The organism is Intrasporangium sp., assembly GCF_051961875.1.
Taxonomy (GTDB): domain Bacteria; phylum Actinomycetota; class Actinomycetes; order Actinomycetales; family Dermatophilaceae; genus Intrasporangium_A.
Genome location: NZ_JBQCCV010000189.1, coordinates 1 through 14,798, shown reverse-complemented (window position 1 = coordinate 14,798; position 14,798 = coordinate 1). Strand labels below are relative to the sequence as shown.

Here is a 14,798-nt window from a genome sequence, read left to right as displayed (position 1 = left end):
GTTTCAGGTTGAAGGGCGTCATGGCCGGGAAACAATTGGTGCCATGTTCGGGTCGATGCGTCCACTGGACCGGGATGTCCAGGAGGCGTATCTCGCCCGCTTGGGGGTCGTGGCGGAGCCGCCCTCGGCGGAGAGCCTGCGCCTGCTGGTCCAGCGTCATGCCGAGCGCGTCCCATACGAGACGCTGTGGATTCATGCTGGGGAGGCGTGGAACATCGACCCCTACGAGTCGGCCGCGCGCATTGCCCTCCAGGGTCGCGGGGGCTACTGCTACCACATGAACGGGGCGCTCGGCCTGCTGCTGCGGTCCGTCGGTTACCGGGTCCGGGGCCACATCGGGGGAGTGCACGGCCCGGCCGGCCCGAGCAGCGACGCGATGGGCAACCACCTGGTCCTCACCGTAGAGCTGCCGGCCAGTGACACCAACGAGTGCGGAGTCTGGTACGTCGACGCCGGGCTGGGCGATGCGCTGCACAGCCCCCTGCTGCTGGTCGCCGGCCGGCATGATCAGCCACCCTTCGGGCTCTCCCTCGAGCAGGCTCCCGACGGGTCGTGGTGGCACCTGACGCACGACCCAGAGGGCGGGTTCACTGGAATGACGTGGACGATGGCCGACGCGCGCATGACCGACTTCGAGGCGAAGCACCACTGGTTGTCGACGTCCGCGGAGTCGGGGTTCGTGCAGGTGGCAATGGCCGAGCGCAGAGACGCGACCGGCGTGGATGTCGTCCGCGGCCTGGTGTTGAGCCGTATCGGGGACGATGCCCACACCACGGAGCCCGTCACCCGCCGGGCGGAGTGGTTCGCCCTGCTCGCCGAGGTGTTCGACCTGCCTCTGCACACCATGGCCCCCGAGGCGCGTGACCGACTGTGGACCAACGTCGTCTCGGCACACCACCGCTGGGAGCAGTCCCAAGGCCTTCAGCCCTGAACGGCCGTTTTGTCCAGGGCTTCGACCGCGCATTGAGCCGTATGTGCGTCGCGGGCTCATGGACGACTTCGGCAACTGCTCTATCGGCGTTTGCCCTCCCGGAACAGGCCGACCGTCTTGTCGATGCGTCGCTGTCGAGTGTCGGGCGACTTCGCCGCGTTGATGTTGTCCACGTGGTAGCGCTGCAGGCTGTTGGACAGCTGGTCAAAGAACTGACGGGTCCCCTCTTGCGCGTCAAGGGCCTCCGCCAAGTCGGTAGGCACTTCGACGGTGGGCGGAGAGCTCGCCAGCGTCAAGGTCACCCTGATCGGGTCACCCGCAGCCAGTCCGGTGGCTGCGCGCACGGCTGCGCTGAGGCCGATGAGGTACTGACCTCCCATCACCGCCACGGTGCTGCGGTACTCATAGCCGTTCACCTCAACAACGACGGGTGGACGTTTGCCAGCGCCCAACTGCTCAATGACGCTGTCCGGGACCACGATGCCGGTGTTGTTTCCGCTCGCGGTCAAGATGGTCTCAAAGGTTGCGGCCCTGGGCCCAGTAGAGGTCATCGCTTCTCCTTCGAGAGGTCATTGGACGACGGCCACAAGTGGGTGCATCACTGCGCCGGCGGCAGGGCTGGGTGGTCGGTGGGGTAGATGCCGATCGCGAACCCGTACATGATCTCGCCCGACCTCGGCATCCGGTCGAACTCATCAACCAGCTCAGCAATCCGGTGCCAGAACTGAGAGGCCTGATCCTCCGAGATGCGCGCATGCCGGATGAAGCCCCAGAGCTTTCCCTGCCCGAAGGCCCTGGCGGACTCGCGGGCAGCCACCTCGAAGTCGTTGAAGTCGCCCGGCATCTCCTCACCGGTGGGAGACGGCTCCGCTGCCACGTAGAACATGCGCGCGGTGCGCCCATAGAAGCGCTCCTCGATCGCCCGCACCTTCCGCGTGCGGACCACCTGGAGCAGACCGTTCTGGGTGAGCACCTCCACATGGTGCGCGACCGTGCTCTTGGGGCGCTCGACCGCGGCCGCCAGCTCGGTGACGGTCGCGGCCCGCTCGTGCAGCAGCTGCAGGATCGTGGTGCGCAGCGGGTGGCCGATGGCCTTGACCTGGGCCGGCGTGGTCAGCGCCAACCGATCGGCCAGCTCGTAGTCCGGGGGGTTGTCCGCCACGACAGAACAGACTAGCATCACCGAACGTTCCGAAATACTCGATCAATCCACGAGGGGAAGCTGCTGACATGGCCGAAGTGCTGCTCTACCACCACATCCAGGGCCTGACCGACGGAGTGCGGGCCTTTGCCGACGACCTGCGCCGGGCCGGCCACACCGTGCACACGCCCGACCTGTTCGACGGCCGCACCTTCGACGACATCGAGGAGGGTTTCGGATTCGCCCGTGATGCGGGGGTCGACGCGCTCCGGGAGCGCGGCGCCGCGGCGGCCGACGAGCTCGGTCCCGGGCTCGTCTACGCGGGATTCTCCTTCGGGGTGACGATCGCGCAGCGGCTCGCGCAGACCCGGCCCGGTGCCCGCGGGGCGCTGCTCATGTACTCCTGCCTGCCGGTCGCGGAGTTCGGGGAGGCGTGGCCGGAGGGCGTGCCGGTGCAGATCCACGGCAAGGAGGGCGACGAGTTCTTCGAGGAGGACCTGCCGGCCGCTCGCGAGCTCGCCGACGCCACGCCGGGTGCCGAGCTGTTCGTCTACCCAGGCGACGAGCACCTCTTCGCCGACTCCTCGCTCGACGCCTACGACCCGGAGGCGTCCGCGCTGCTCCTGGAGCGCGTGCGCGCGTTCCTCGCGTCCCTCTGACCTGCCTCAGGTGAGCCAGGTGCCGCGTCGCATCAGGGTGCGGCCGGGGATCTCGTTGGCCTCTCGCCGTGCCTGCACCCGAACCGGCCGCAACACCATGAATACGTAGCCGGCACTGCTACGGGGATCCCAATCGGCTTGCGCCACATAGGCTTCCCCGAGGGTCGGTTCGGCGCTGACCTCGAGCGTCCGGTCGAGGACCGCGTCGATCATCACCACGTCGCGTGTGGGACCGACGGCGAGGCGCGCCTGCCCCGAGGCAGCGAGATCGCGGGCGGTGCGAGACGACTGCTCGACCGCGATCACGGCTTGCCCCTCGACCCAGGCCAGCGAGAGGGGTACGAGGTAGGGCTCGCCGGCAGCCGACGCGGTGTCCACCCAGACGTCCACCGCGGGAGTGGCCAGCAGCGCCAGGGTGTCTGCCTTGCGGCTTGCGCGATCGCGGGGGACGGGCAAGGTCATGGGTTGGGTCACGGCAGCAGCCCAGGCGCCACGGCCGCCTTCACCAGGCGGGCAACTTCCTTCTCCACCATGGGAGTCCATTGCCGGAGCGCTTAGGACACCGGCCACAGTTCACTGTCGTCCAGGTTGGCGCTGTCCTGGAACCCGAGGGTGGCGTACCGGGAGTTGAACTTCGCGGAGTCCTGGAAGAAGAGGACGATCTTGCCGTCGATGTTCGCGTAGGCGGGCATGCCGTACCAGGTCCGTGGTGACAGTTCCGGGGCGTGCGTGGTCACGGTGACATGGACCCGTTCCGCGGGCGCGCGGTCCTGTGGGGACATGTCCATGATCTTGTCCAGGACTCCTTGCAGGGCGTCTGCCTGCTTGGCGCCCTGCCTGCCCTCCGCGCGCAGCTCCGCGGCACGCTCCTTCTTGGCGGCGCGTTCCTCGGCGGTGAAGCCCCCGGCGGTGCTTCCATGTGTGGTCGACATCGATCCTGGCTGGCCAGAGGTCATGGTCTTCATGTCGGGCGTCCTTCCCGTGAGAGTGACATGGTCGTTTCGTTCTCTTGGACGTATGGGCCGGGCGGGAATGTGACGGTCGCTGTCAGGCGGGCAGCGCGGCTGATCCGGGGTTGCCCGAGAGCCCGGGAGGCTGTGGCGTGCGCACGCGCGTCCACAGCCTCCCGGGTATGCGGGAGCGGGGTCACGCAGAGGTCAGCGGACCCGTCCGACGACGTAGGCGCTCGTCCAGATCCGGGCAAGCTTGACATACTGGCCCGGCCTCGGTGCCTCCCAGATCTCGCCGTAGCCGGCGTAGATGCCGACGTGGTAGGCCCGCCCTCCGCTCATGAAGAAGATGAGGTCGCCGGGTCGCTTCTGGGACTTGGCGAGCGGGATGGATGAGAGGCGCTGGTCGTTGGCCGTTCGCGGGATGGAGCGGTGCAGCCGCGTGCGGTAGACGTAGTAGACGAGGCCCGAACAGTCGAAGGCATAGGGCCCCGCGGCGCCCCAGCGGTAGGGGTCGCCCTTCTTGGATGCCGCGATGCGCACCGCCTGCATGCGCATCGTGTAAGTGACCGCGGCGGGTGCGGCCTGGATCGTGACCGGGGTCCGGGACTCGGCCTGGCCTCCGGTGGTGGACGCGACGGGGCCGCCCTCGACGGGCGATCCCACAGTCAGCGCGAGCACGAGGCCCACGGTGAGCATGGCGTTGAGCAAGAGGGTGCGCAGGGCAGAGCTGCGCAACGAAGTCGTGGTTGACATGGACTTCCTCCGACGCCTCCGAGGTGAGCTGTCGGGTTCGGGTGGAAGTTGCCCGGCCACACGCGTGGCTTCACCCCAAGGACTGGTCTGCTCGACCGGCTCCCAAATGGGTCCCCCGCTCCTGTCCTAGCGGTGCTATTGACCGGCACCGACGGACAGGACTTGGCGGGTCGGTGGGCCGCCCGACGACGCGGGCGGGATTGATCCATCAAAAGTAACGATCAGATCACGATCGCGCAATGGTCTTGGTCGTACGGGCGTTACACCATCAGCAGGACGACGAGCGTCAGTGCGGACGAGGTCCCCAGCGCCAAGGCACCGACGAGCCGGCGATCGGGGAGCCACCAGCCATGTCGCCGGTGGCGGCGGGGAGCGGTCGGCCGCGGCCCCTCAGGCACTCTCGGGGTCGCCGTCATCATCCGGTCCTCGATCCTCTCCATGAAGAGGACGAGACCAAAGCCCACGAGGGGGGCGGTCAGCGTCAGCATGATCATGACGGGTCCTCGGTTCCAGGGTGTCTCTTGGGTCAGGCAGGGCCCGCCGGGCGACTCGACGGTTCATATCCCGTACCCCAGATCGCCCCGTCTGATCCCCGCTCTTCGGTTTGCCTGGCCGGCCGCGCGCGGACCGGCTATGGCGAACGGGCGGTGCGCCCCCCGACGCCGCAGCGCTCAGACGACGAGCGCCTGGGTCGATGCCTCCTTGATCTGGGCGTTCGCCCAGCGCGCCTGCCGCTTCGTCTCGGCACCGCAGCGGGTGGCGACGTCGAGGAGCTCGTCGTTGACCAGGGTCTGCGCGGCCTGTCCGATCATCTCCCAGTCGGTGAGGACGCTCGAGGCTCGGACGTACACGTCACGCAAGGCGCGCACCATGACGAGCTCGCTCGCGGGCGTGCGAGCGGACCGCTCTGACATCCACATCCGCGCGTGCTCGACGAAGCCTGGTGCCTGGTCGGGGGCCGGGTCGAGCTGCTCGCCGAACTGCTCCGCCATCCGGGCTATCTCGCGCACATGGCTCGACGACCACTGCGCGAGGTCCCGCGCGATGTAGTACACCTCGTGGTTGGCCCGGTGTTCATCGGACAGGCGGAGCAGCGCCCGAGCCAGCTCGTTCTCGTCGTGGTGCAGGTCCGCCAAGACGGTACCGATCCTCATCGGTCCGCTCCTTCCTCGAGGCTGGGCGCGGGGGACGCGGCTCCCTCAGCGTCGGCGACCTTGCGCACGGCGCAGGCCGCGGTCTTGAAGATCGGCTGCTTGGACACCGGGTCCCAGTCGGTCAGGGTCAGTTCGTTGGCTGCCCGTCCGTGCTGCTGCGGGAGGTGGCCACCGGGCGTGTCCCAGTAGCCGTAGTGGAACGGCAGGAAGATGACACCACGCCGTATGCCGCATACGCGGACGCGCGCCTGCACCTCGCCCCGCCGGGTCGTCACTTCGGCAAGGTCACCCTCGCGCAGTCCATACGAGGCCGCATCCGCGGACGAGACCTCCACCCAGACCTCAGGCGCCGCGGCCTGCAGCTCAGGCGCTCGACCCGTCCTCGTGCGGGTGTGGAAGTGGTAGACGGTGCGCCCCGTGATCAGCTGCAGCGGGTACTCCTCGTCCGGCATCTCGTGCGGTGGCCGGTACTCCGCTGCGCGGATCACGGCGTGGCCGAACGGGTTCATGCCGCGGTACTCGCTGGCCTCGAAGGGCGCCCCGGTCTCGAGGTCGCGGCCGTAGGCCTCGCACACGTCCGGTCCCGCCCACGAGAACCCGTCGGTGTAGAGGCGCTCCGTGCCGTCGGGGGCGGCCTCCGTGCAGGGCCACTGGATGCCGCCGCCTCGCAGCTTGTTGTAGCTGAGTTCGCTGTAGTCGCAGGGACGCCCACGGCTGCACTCGCGCCAGCCGTCGAACGCCTCCTCCGGGGTCCGCCACTTGACCAGGGGCTGGCCGTCCTTGTCCTGCAGGCCCATTCGGTTCGCGAAGTCGATGAAGATGTCCAGGTCCGGCCGCGCCTCTCCCGGCGGGTCGACGGCCTTCTCGGACAGGTGCACCGTCCGGTCGGCGTTGGTGAAGGTGCCCGTCTTCTCTCCCGAGGCGGCAGCCGGCAGCACGAGGTCCGCCAGCTGCGCGGTCTCGCTGAGGAAGATGTCCTGCACCACGAGGAACAGCCGCTCCTGCGACAGGATCGCGCGCATACGCGCCAGCTCCGGCATCGACACGGCCGGGTTGGTGCCGGACACCCAGAGCATCCGGATCGACCCGTCCTCGACGTAGCGCATCATCTGCATCGCGTGCGTCGGCGGTGTCGCGTGCGGGATCTGCTTCGGCTCGAGGTTCCACACCCGGGCCAGGTCGGCCACATGGTCGGGGTTGCTCCAGTTGCGGAACCCGGCCATGTCCCCGTCGGCGCCACACTCACGGGTGTTCTGTGCCGTCGGCTGGCCGTTCATCTGGAGGATGCCGCACCCGGGCCGACCGAGCATGCCGCGCAGCAGGTGCAGGTTGTTGACCTGGACCGCGGCGGCCGTGGCCTGGTGCGACTGGTAGAAGCCCTGCAGCACGGTGGACAGGAGCGCCTCGGCCCCGCCGAGCAGACGCGCCGCCGCGCGAATGTCCTCGGCCGGCACGTCACAGATCGGGCTGACGACATCAGGCGAGTACCGGCCTACCGTCCTCTCCAGCTCCTTGTAGCCCACGGTGTGCTTCGTGACCCAGGCCTCGTCGACGTGGCCGCCGGCGATGATCTCGTGCAGCAACGCGTTCATGAGCGCGACATTCGTGCCCGGTCGGGGCGCGAGGTGCACGGTGGCCGCCCGGGCCACCGGCGTCGGCCGCGGGTCCACGCAGAGGACCGCCGGTGGGTCCTCGCCGGCGAGCCGGTCGAGGATCCGCATCCACAGCACCGTCTGCGTCTCAGCGACGTTGTGTCCGAAGAGCGCGATGGTGTCGGCATGGTCGACGTCGGTGTACGACCCGGGCTGCCCGTCGGAGCCGAACGACTCCTTGAGCGCGGCGGCGGAGGTGGCGGTGCAGAGGCGGGTGTTGCCGTCCACGTGGTTGGTGCGAATACCGCCGTGGGCGACGAGCGCGAGCGTGTAGTACTCCTCGAGATAGAGCTGGCCCGTCGTGTAGAACCCGATCGCGCTCGGCCCCTGCTCGTCGAGCAGCTCGCGCGTCCGCCGCACGAGGGTCTCCATGGCCTCGTCCCAAGTGCACTGAACGAGCCGCCCGTCCCGGCGCACAAGGGGGTGGGTCAGGCGGTCGGGCGACTGGAGCGCCTGCCAACCGTAGAGGTCCTTGGGGCCGAGGCGGCCGTGGTTGACGCGGTCCTCGGGACGGCCGCGGACGCCGACGATGGTCTCCCCGCGCACGGCCAGGTCGAAGGCGTCACCGTTGGAGTGCAGCGTCGACGCCGTGCGCACCCAGCGGTCGACGTCCTCGGGGCTCACGCCATCAGCGAAGTGGGCGTCGGTGCGCTCGGGCCATCGTCCGCCGCGAGCGTAGGGGGTGCGAGCGCCCCAGACGTCGGTGATGCGATCGTCGGCAGGCATAGTGGTCCTCCTCGGTGCCTCAGCCGTCGGCCGTCCTCTACCCACGCTTGGGGTCCGATGACCGCCGCCGCTGCGTTGACGGAAGACCACCTCGGGAGGGCGACATCCGGTCCCGTCCCAGACCGTGCGGCGGCACAGCGGGCGATTCGACGTCAGGCGTGGGTGACCCGCAGCTTGGACTGCCGGTGCGAGCTGCGCTCCCAGTCCTCCATCAGCCGGGCAGCCAGGCCATGCCGCTGCGCGGCTGCGACCAGCGTCTCCGTGCGGTAGTAGAAGTCCTCGTGCAGCACCTGCTGCTCGGCGGCCTCGGTCCGGTTGAAGGTGAAGTCGAAGACGCCCGCCGGCTTGAGGATGCGCCCGACGTGCTCCAGGCACTCCTCGACCACCTCGGCGGGGGAGTGGGAGAAGACGCTGTGCGCATGCACCACGTCGAAGTAGCCGTCGGGCAAGAAGGCGAACCGCAGGTCGCGCACCGGTGTCAGGTGAGGCAGCTTGTCCTGCAAGCCACGATCCACGACGGTCTGCTGTGCCGCGAACAGGATGTCCGGCGAGATGTCGATCCCGTAGTAGTTGCCCGGCTCGAGGTAGTCGATGAGGTGCCAGCCGGCCCGGAGGTTGCCACAGCCAATGTCGAGGACGCGGTGTCCGGGCTGCAGCCCATGGGTGCGCAGATAGCGGAACTGCACGTGTCCGAACCGCAGCCACTGTTCGTCGTCGGGACTGCCGACTGCCGCGTTGGCGCCTCTGTGAGCGACGTTGTGGCGCATGACCGCCCGGTAGTAGGAGACGTGGTCAGGACTGCGGAGTCGCAGCCACGCATCCCGGGCCGCCCGGCGCACGTGGCTGGCGATGCGCTCGGGATGCTGGACGGCATACCGCAGCTGGAAGGCGACGCTCTGTCGGCGGCGCGACATCGCGCGCACGCGATCCCCGGTAGGCATGCGCCGAACGTGTCACAGGAGTTCTCGTGTGAGCAAGGGGGCCGGCCTCATTCGCGCGAATGCGACGCTCACCCGCCGCCGGGCTCGACCAGCCCGGTCTCGTAGGCGATGACGACCAGCTGTGCGCGATCTCGGGCGCCCAGCTTGCCCAGTGCGTGGCTGACGTGGGTGCGCGCGGTTGCGGGGCTGAGGAAGAGCTGGGCTCCGATCTCCTCGTTGCTCAGGCCACGCCCGACCAGTGTGAGGACCTCGCGCTCTCGCTGGGTCAGCACGGCAAGCCGCTCCTCCGCGGCCTGGGACGCCGCACGGGCACTCGCGAACTGGCCGATGAGCCGGCGGGTGATCCGTGGCGCGAGGAGTGCGTCGCCGGCGGCGACGACGCGGATGGCGTGCAGCAGCTCGGCGGGTCCGGCGTCCTTGAGCAGGAAGCCGCTCGCCCCGGCCTGGAGCGCGTCGAAGACGTAGGCGTCCGTCTCGTACGTCGTGAGGATCAGCACCCGAGTCTCCTCGAGCCCGCGGATCTTCATCAGCTCGGCCGTGGCACAGATCCCGTCCATCACGGGCATCCGGATGTCCATGAGGACCACGTCCGGTCGGGTTTCCCGGGCGCGGGCCAGGGCCTCTCCGCCGGTGGTCGCCTCGCCGACGACCTCGATGTCGGGCTCCGTCTCGAGCAGCATCCGGAAGCCGGACCGCACGAGCCCCTCGTCGTCCACGAGGAGGACCTTGATCGGCGCGTTCTCGACTCGCGTCATCTCGTAGCCCATGCCGGACCCGCCTCCCCGGTCGGCGCGAGGGGGATGGTCGCGTGCACCGCGAACCCGGGGTCGTCGTGCCGAGGTCCGGCACTGAGGTGGCCGCCCAGCAGCTCGCACCGCTCGCGCATTCCCCGGATCCCGCGGCCCTGGTCCTCCTTCGGCATCTGCTCAGGCGGGCGCGCGCGGGTCTTGCCGCGGCCCTCGTCGATGACGTGGATCTCGAGCTCGTCGGCGCAGTTCCGCAGTGCCACGGTGACCTTGGTCGGGCCGACGTGCCGGAGCACGTTCGTGATCGACTCCTGCACGATTCGGTATGCCGCACTGCTGACGACGCTCGGCAGCGGCATCGGCTGCGTGTCATCGACGTGGACGTCGAGTCCGGCGCGGCGCGCGTGCTCCACGAGGTCGCCGATCTGATCCACGCCGGGGAACGGCGCACGGCTGTCGTCGTCGCCGCGGAGCACACCGAGGACCGTGCGCATCTCGTGCAGCGCACGGGCACTGGTCTGCTCGATCGACACGAGCGCCTCCCGGGCCCGGTCCGGCCGCTGGTCGAGGACGTGCGCGGTGACACCCGCCTGGACGTTGATCACGGCGATGGCATGCGCCACCGTGTCGTGCACCTCGCGGGCGATCCGGACCCGCTCCTGCGCCACTCGGGCGCGGGCCTCTTCCTCTCTCGTGCGCTCGGCTAGGTCCGCTCGGTCGAGCGCATCGGCGACGATGACGCGCCGCGACCGGACCGACTCTCCCAGGGCGGCGCTCATGATGGACGCGCCGATTCGGAAGAACACCCAGCCGATGGCGGCCTTGGGCTGGATGTTCTGCGCGGCGATCAGCCAGACGACGGTGAGCGTTGCGATCCCGACGCCGGCCAGCACCACGGACCGGCGACCGTCGCCGCGAACCGTGAGCGTGTAGAGAGCGACGAACAGCCCGATCCAGCCTGGTCCGTCCGGGTAGTCGAGCGCGTAGTAGACGAGGCTCCCGGCCGCGGTGACGGCGAAGGCCAGGACGGGGAGCCGCCGACGCACCGAGACGACCAGACCAGTCGTGACCAGCACGACGTATCCCAGGTGGCCGAGGTCGGCGAGTGGCCGAAGCACCGTTGTCGGTTCGGACCGTGCCAGCGTCGCGGTGCCGAGCACCTGGACGGCGGCGATCACCACTGCGAGCACGGCGTCCTGCACCCAGACGGGCGGTCGAGGGGCGAGGGCGCGTTCGAGCACGTCGTCATCCTAGGTTCGGCAGGCCTGTTCGGCACTGCGTCGAGACGCGCGGTCGGCTACGTCGAGACGCGCGGATCGGCCCAGCGGACAAGGCCCGAGCCGCGTAGGGCACACCATCTGTAGGCCGAAGACCGACCGCCTTCCCGACCTCCACGATCGAGCGAGTCCCGATCGATCGATGGAGGTTGAAGTGAGCAACACGTTGTACCCGGGCCTACCGCCAGAGCGCGTGGGCACCTCGACGACCGGCCCCAGCGGTGCCCCGGAACCGCCCGGATCGCCCGAGCCGCCGAGCCGTATGGAGCGACTGGCTGGCTTCGCCCAGCGCCACCACTGGGCCGCTCTGGTGTGCTGGGTGGTACTCCTTCTGGGGGTCACCGTGGCCGCCCAGGGGATCGGCTCCGCCTTCACCAACGGCAGCAGCGTCTCTCTGCCGGGCACCCAGTCGGCGCAGCTTGCCGAGCTGCTGGCGAGGAACGCTCCTGAACAGACGGGCGACAACGTCACGGTCGTGCTCCATGACGAGCGCGGCTGGGACACCGAGGTGGACGTGCACACGTTGACCCGCGAGCTGGCCGCGGTCGACCGGGTCCGTTCGGTGCGGCCACCGAGCCCACAACAAGGGACAGTGTCACCCGACGGCACGCTCGCGCTGGTCCAGGTCGCCCTCGAAGGCGAGCAGGGCAGTGCCCCCAAGGCCACGTATCAGCGCCTCATCGATGTCTCGACGGCGCACGCGACGGACCACGTCCAGGTCGAGCTGTCCGGCAAGGGAATCCGCAAGCTGCAACAGGGCAGCGGCGGCGTCGGTGAGGGCGTGGGCCTCCTGGCTGCCCTCGTCATCCTCGTCCTGATGTTCGGCTCCCTGCTGGCGGCGAGCCTGCCGCTCATCACCGCGGTCTTCGCGGTCGGTAGCACGGTCGGCATCGTGGCGCTGATCTCGCACGTGATGTCAATCCCGGACTTCACCTCCGGCCTGTTGCTCCTCGTCGGCCTCGGGGTCGGCATCGACTACGCGCTGCTCGTGTTCAGCAGGTTCCGCAGCGAGCTGCTGCACGGAGCCACCCGCGAGCAGGCCACACGGCGGTCCCTCGACACCGCCGGGCGCTCGGTGCTGTTCGCCGGAGCCAGCGTGATCATCGCGTTGCTCGGCATGTTCGCCCTCCGCATCGCGCTCTTCGAGGGCACCGTGACCGCGGTGTCGCTGACCGTGCTGGTCACCATGGTCGCCTCGCTGACCCTGCTGCCAGCGCTGCTCACCCTCTTCGGCCCGCGGATCGAGAAGAGCGTGCGCCGGCACGCAGCGAAGGCCCGCCGGGAGCCCGGGGCAGGCTGGCGGCGGTGGGCACAGCGGGTGCAGCGGTCACCGTGGCCCGCCCTCGTCCTGGCGGTGCTCGCGCTCGGTGCCCTCGCGGCCCCGGCCCTCGGTATGCGGCTCGGGTTCAACGACGCCGGCAACGACCCCGCAGGCACGACCTCCCGAGTCGCCTACGACCTCGTGAGCGAGAAGCTCGGGCCCGGGGCGAACGGGCCGCTCGTAGTGATCACCGAGGGCAGCCGCGACGCCGCCGAGGCCGTCCGGGCGAAGGTCCAGGCTGATCCCGGCATCGTCCGCGACGGAGTGACGCAGCCGGTCCCGCTGTCGGATGGCACGTATCTCATGAGGGCGCAGCCGTCGACGGGTCCGCAGGACGCCGCCACGACCGAGCTGGTCACCGACCTGCGCAACCAGCTCGGTGAGTCTGCGCTGGTGGGGGGGTCCACGGCGGCCAATATCGACTTCTCCCAGACGGTCGCGGACCGGCTCCCGACCTTCCTGCTGGTCGTGGTCGGCCTCTCCGGACTCCTGCTGATGTGCGTGTTCCGGTCACTGCTCATCGCGCTCAAGGCCTCGGTGCTCAACCTGCTCTCCATCGGCGCCGCGCTCGGCGCGATGAAGCTCGTCTACCAGGACGGTCTGCTCTGGGGGCACGCCGGACCCATCGAGTCCTTCATGCCCGTGTTCATCTTCGCGCTCGTCTTCGGGCTGTCGATGGACTACGAGGTGTTCCTGCTGTCCCGGATGAGAGAGTTCTGGCTCGCTTCCGGCGACGCCCAGCACGCGGTCCGTGAGGGCCTCTCCCACACCGGCAGCGTCATCACCGCCGCCGCCGCCATCATGTTCATGGTGTTCGGGGCCTTCGCGTTGCTGCCCGACCGGATGCTCCAACAGGCCGGCTTCGCGATGGCGGTCGCCGTCCTGCTCGACGCCGCGGTCATCCGCTGCCTCGTCGTTCCCGCGGTCATGCAGCTCTTGGGCGCCCGGGCCTGGTGGCTGCCCCGCTGGCTCGATCGTCTCCTGCCACAGCTGAACGTCGAAGGCCGACCCCGGCCGGCCAGCTGAACGAGACCAGCCCACGCCAACGAGAAGGTATGCCGCTCAGCTCGCGCAGCTGAGCGGCATACCCGGTCGCGGGAGCTCTTTGGCGCAGCCGGGCCCGATTCAGGGACGCTAAGATTTGACCTGTCGGCAGGTGGGGTCGATCTGATCTGGACTGGGCGATGCCGATGCTGACCTTCCGGTTGACCGGGGCAAGGCTCGCGATGGCATGCCTTGTCGTCGTCCTCGGCGGGATCCTCGTCGCCTGCATCGACGGTGCCCCAAGTGTGGAGCCGGGCCCTGGGGTCCAGGCCGGCACCGGTGTCGGGCGGCAGCGTTGGTCGTTGGTCTTCGACGACGAGTTCGACGGCCCCACGCTGGACCCCGCGAAGTGGCAGTCCGGACGGTTCGGCGCCACGAGCGAGGCCGATGCTCCCTACAACCCGCGGCTCGAGGGCGCGTACTTCTCATCGTCCGGCGTCACGATCACCGACGGCAACCTCAACCTTGTCCTGCACCCCTCCGTCCGCACGATCGACGGCACGACCTACACCTACCGTTCCGGGGAGGTCAACACGAACGGCCGCTTCTACCTGAAGCCGGGGATGTACGTCGAGGCTCGGGTCAAGGTCCCCAGATGCGCAGGGTGCTGGCCCGCGTTCTGGGCGGTCCCGAAGACGCAGTACCCGCCGGAGCTCGACATCTTCGAGTACTTCGACACCTCGATCCCGAGCCGCTCCCAGCCCCGGTTCAACTTCCACCCGGCCGGTGGTGGCGAGACCGGGCCCACTCCGTACGGCGAGCGCGGCGTGGACTACCGCGACGGCTATCACGTCTACGGGATGTACTGGACCGGCTCAGAGGCGATCGCGTATCTGGACGGGAGGCCGTACGACGTCGGGGTGCGGGCCACCACCTCCCTGCCGGAGTACCTCATCCTGAACTTGAGCATGTACGCGCACCGCACCCCACCGGACGGCAGCCAGATGAGCGTGGACTGGGTTCGGGCATGGCAGCCGCAGGGCCCCTCGACTGCCGCGCACTGATCCCGTCTCAGTCGGGCCCTGACCGTGCCTCGTGCCGGGCACGCATCGCCACGCCTGCGGCCCGCGCGATGCGCAGCGGCAGCCGGGCCACACCGGGCTCGGACAGCGCCAGCAGGGTGAGCAGCTGGCGGGTCCGCGGCGGCAGATCGGGCATGCGGCATACCGGGCACCGGCCCGGCCGGTGGCCGAGCAGGGCCGTGCAGGCGTCGCTGAGTCCCGACTGGTACGCGCCCCTCGTCAGGGGGATGCCGGAGGCCCGCACGACTGCATCGGCGTTGCGGGGAGCGCGCGCCATCGTGGCAGACCGCAGCATCGTCACGTCTGCTCCGGTGTCACCGACGGCCAGCGCCAAGCCGCCACATCCGTGCAGGGAGTGGGCCAGGCAGGTCAGCCCGGTGGCCTTGTCCAGCCGGGCAACGGTGACATCGGTCTGGGCCTGACCGTGGACGAGGCGCAGCGCCGGGTCGGACAGCAGGGGCATGTCGGCGACCAGGTC

At 69.5% G+C, this 14,798-nt stretch carries 16 protein-coding genes and 1 riboswitch; of the genes, 4 read left to right on the top strand and 12 right to left on the bottom strand.

Annotated features, from left to right (window positions below):
- Nucleotides 1-55 precede the first annotated feature (55 nt).
- A complete protein-coding gene (locus tag ACTHJJ_RS11460; protein ID WP_440303074.1) occupies nucleotides 56-931 on the top strand; it encodes an arylamine N-acetyltransferase family protein in 876 nt (291 codons plus the stop codon).
- An 80-nt stretch (nucleotides 932-1,011) separates the two neighbouring features.
- Here the strand turns inward: ACTHJJ_RS11460 and ACTHJJ_RS11455 are convergent, their stop codons facing one another.
- Together ACTHJJ_RS11455 and ACTHJJ_RS11450 are read right to left on the bottom strand one after the other, a co-directional pair.
- Nucleotides 1,012-1,482, bottom strand: coding sequence for a YdeI/OmpD-associated family protein (locus ACTHJJ_RS11455; protein ID WP_440303073.1), 471 nt, complete (start codon nucleotides 1,480-1,482; stop codon nucleotides 1,012-1,014).
- A gap of 47 nt (nucleotides 1,483-1,529) precedes the next feature.
- Nucleotides 1,530-2,093: an ArsR/SmtB family transcription factor gene (locus tag ACTHJJ_RS11450; protein WP_440303072.1), complete on the bottom strand. Its 564-nt coding sequence runs from the start codon at nucleotides 2,091-2,093 to the stop codon at nucleotides 1,530-1,532.
- A 68-nt stretch (nucleotides 2,094-2,161) separates the two neighbouring features.
- Between ACTHJJ_RS11450 and ACTHJJ_RS11445 the strand changes: the two genes are divergently transcribed.
- The gene (locus tag ACTHJJ_RS11445; RefSeq protein WP_440303071.1) at nucleotides 2,162-2,731 is read left to right on the top strand and encodes a dienelactone hydrolase family protein; all 570 of its coding nucleotides are present in this window, start codon (nucleotides 2,162-2,164) and stop codon (nucleotides 2,729-2,731) included.
- A gap of 6 nt (nucleotides 2,732-2,737) precedes the next feature.
- Here ACTHJJ_RS11445 and ACTHJJ_RS11440 read toward each other — a convergent pair whose 3' ends face one another.
- From ACTHJJ_RS11440 to ACTHJJ_RS11400, 9 genes are all read right to left on the bottom strand, one after another.
- Nucleotides 2,738-3,205, bottom strand: coding sequence for a pyridoxamine 5'-phosphate oxidase family protein (locus ACTHJJ_RS11440; RefSeq protein ID WP_440303070.1), 468 nt, complete (start codon nucleotides 3,203-3,205; stop codon nucleotides 2,738-2,740).
- Nucleotides 3,206-3,285: 80 nt separating this feature from the next.
- Nucleotides 3,286-3,696: an iron chaperone gene (locus ACTHJJ_RS11435; RefSeq protein ID WP_440303069.1), complete on the bottom strand. Its 411-nt coding sequence runs from the start codon at nucleotides 3,694-3,696 to the stop codon at nucleotides 3,286-3,288.
- Nucleotides 3,697-3,888: 192 nt separating this feature from the next.
- Nucleotides 3,889-4,437: a C40 family peptidase gene (locus ACTHJJ_RS11430; protein ID WP_440303068.1), complete on the bottom strand. Its 549-nt coding sequence runs from the start codon at nucleotides 4,435-4,437 to the stop codon at nucleotides 3,889-3,891.
- Nucleotides 4,436-4,579, bottom strand: a riboswitch (cyclic di-AMP (ydaO/yuaA leader). It overlaps the preceding gene by 2 nt.
- A 118-nt stretch (nucleotides 4,580-4,697) precedes the next feature.
- The gene (locus ACTHJJ_RS11425) at nucleotides 4,698-4,931 is read right to left on the bottom strand and encodes a hypothetical protein (protein WP_440303067.1); all 234 of its coding nucleotides are present in this window, start codon (nucleotides 4,929-4,931) and stop codon (nucleotides 4,698-4,700) included.
- Between the two features lie 177 nt (nucleotides 4,932-5,108).
- Nucleotides 5,109-5,591, bottom strand: a complete 483-nt coding sequence (locus tag ACTHJJ_RS11420; protein WP_440303066.1) for a hypothetical protein — start codon at nucleotides 5,589-5,591, stop codon at nucleotides 5,109-5,111.
- Complete coding sequence (locus ACTHJJ_RS11415) at nucleotides 5,588-7,969, bottom strand: molybdopterin oxidoreductase family protein (protein ID WP_440303065.1); 2,382 nt, start codon at nucleotides 7,967-7,969, stop codon at nucleotides 5,588-5,590. The genes ACTHJJ_RS11420 and ACTHJJ_RS11415 overlap by 4 nt, the downstream gene beginning before the upstream one ends.
- A gap of 152 nt (nucleotides 7,970-8,121) precedes the next feature.
- A complete protein-coding gene (locus tag ACTHJJ_RS11410; protein ID WP_440303064.1) occupies nucleotides 8,122-8,910 on the bottom strand; it encodes a class I SAM-dependent methyltransferase in 789 nt (262 codons plus the stop codon).
- A gap of 68 nt (nucleotides 8,911-8,978) precedes the next feature.
- Nucleotides 8,979-9,677, bottom strand: coding sequence for a response regulator transcription factor (locus ACTHJJ_RS11405; RefSeq protein WP_440303063.1), 699 nt, complete (start codon nucleotides 9,675-9,677; stop codon nucleotides 8,979-8,981).
- Nucleotides 9,662-10,897 carry a sensor histidine kinase gene (locus ACTHJJ_RS11400; RefSeq protein WP_440303062.1) on the bottom strand — a complete coding sequence of 412 codons (1,236 nt, stop codon included), beginning with the start codon at nucleotides 10,895-10,897 and terminating at the stop codon, nucleotides 9,662-9,664. Before ACTHJJ_RS11400 ends, ACTHJJ_RS11405 begins: the two co-directional genes overlap by 16 nt.
- Before the next feature lie 355 nt (nucleotides 10,898-11,252).
- Here ACTHJJ_RS11400 and ACTHJJ_RS11395 point away from each other — a divergent pair, with 355 nt between their 5' ends.
- On the top strand, nucleotides 11,253-13,280 hold the full coding sequence (locus ACTHJJ_RS11395; protein WP_440303061.1) for an MMPL family transporter: 2,028 nt from the start codon (nucleotides 11,253-11,255) through the stop codon (nucleotides 13,278-13,280).
- A gap of 200 nt (nucleotides 13,281-13,480) precedes the next feature.
- On the top strand, nucleotides 13,481-14,302 hold the full coding sequence (locus ACTHJJ_RS11390) for a glycoside hydrolase family 16 protein (protein WP_440303060.1): 822 nt from the start codon (nucleotides 13,481-13,483) through the stop codon (nucleotides 14,300-14,302).
- Between the two features lie 7 nt (nucleotides 14,303-14,309).
- Here ACTHJJ_RS11390 and ACTHJJ_RS11385 read toward each other — a convergent pair.
- The coding region (locus ACTHJJ_RS11385; protein WP_440303059.1) for an HAD hydrolase family protein at nucleotides 14,310-14,798 on the bottom strand (489 nt) is incomplete at its 5' end.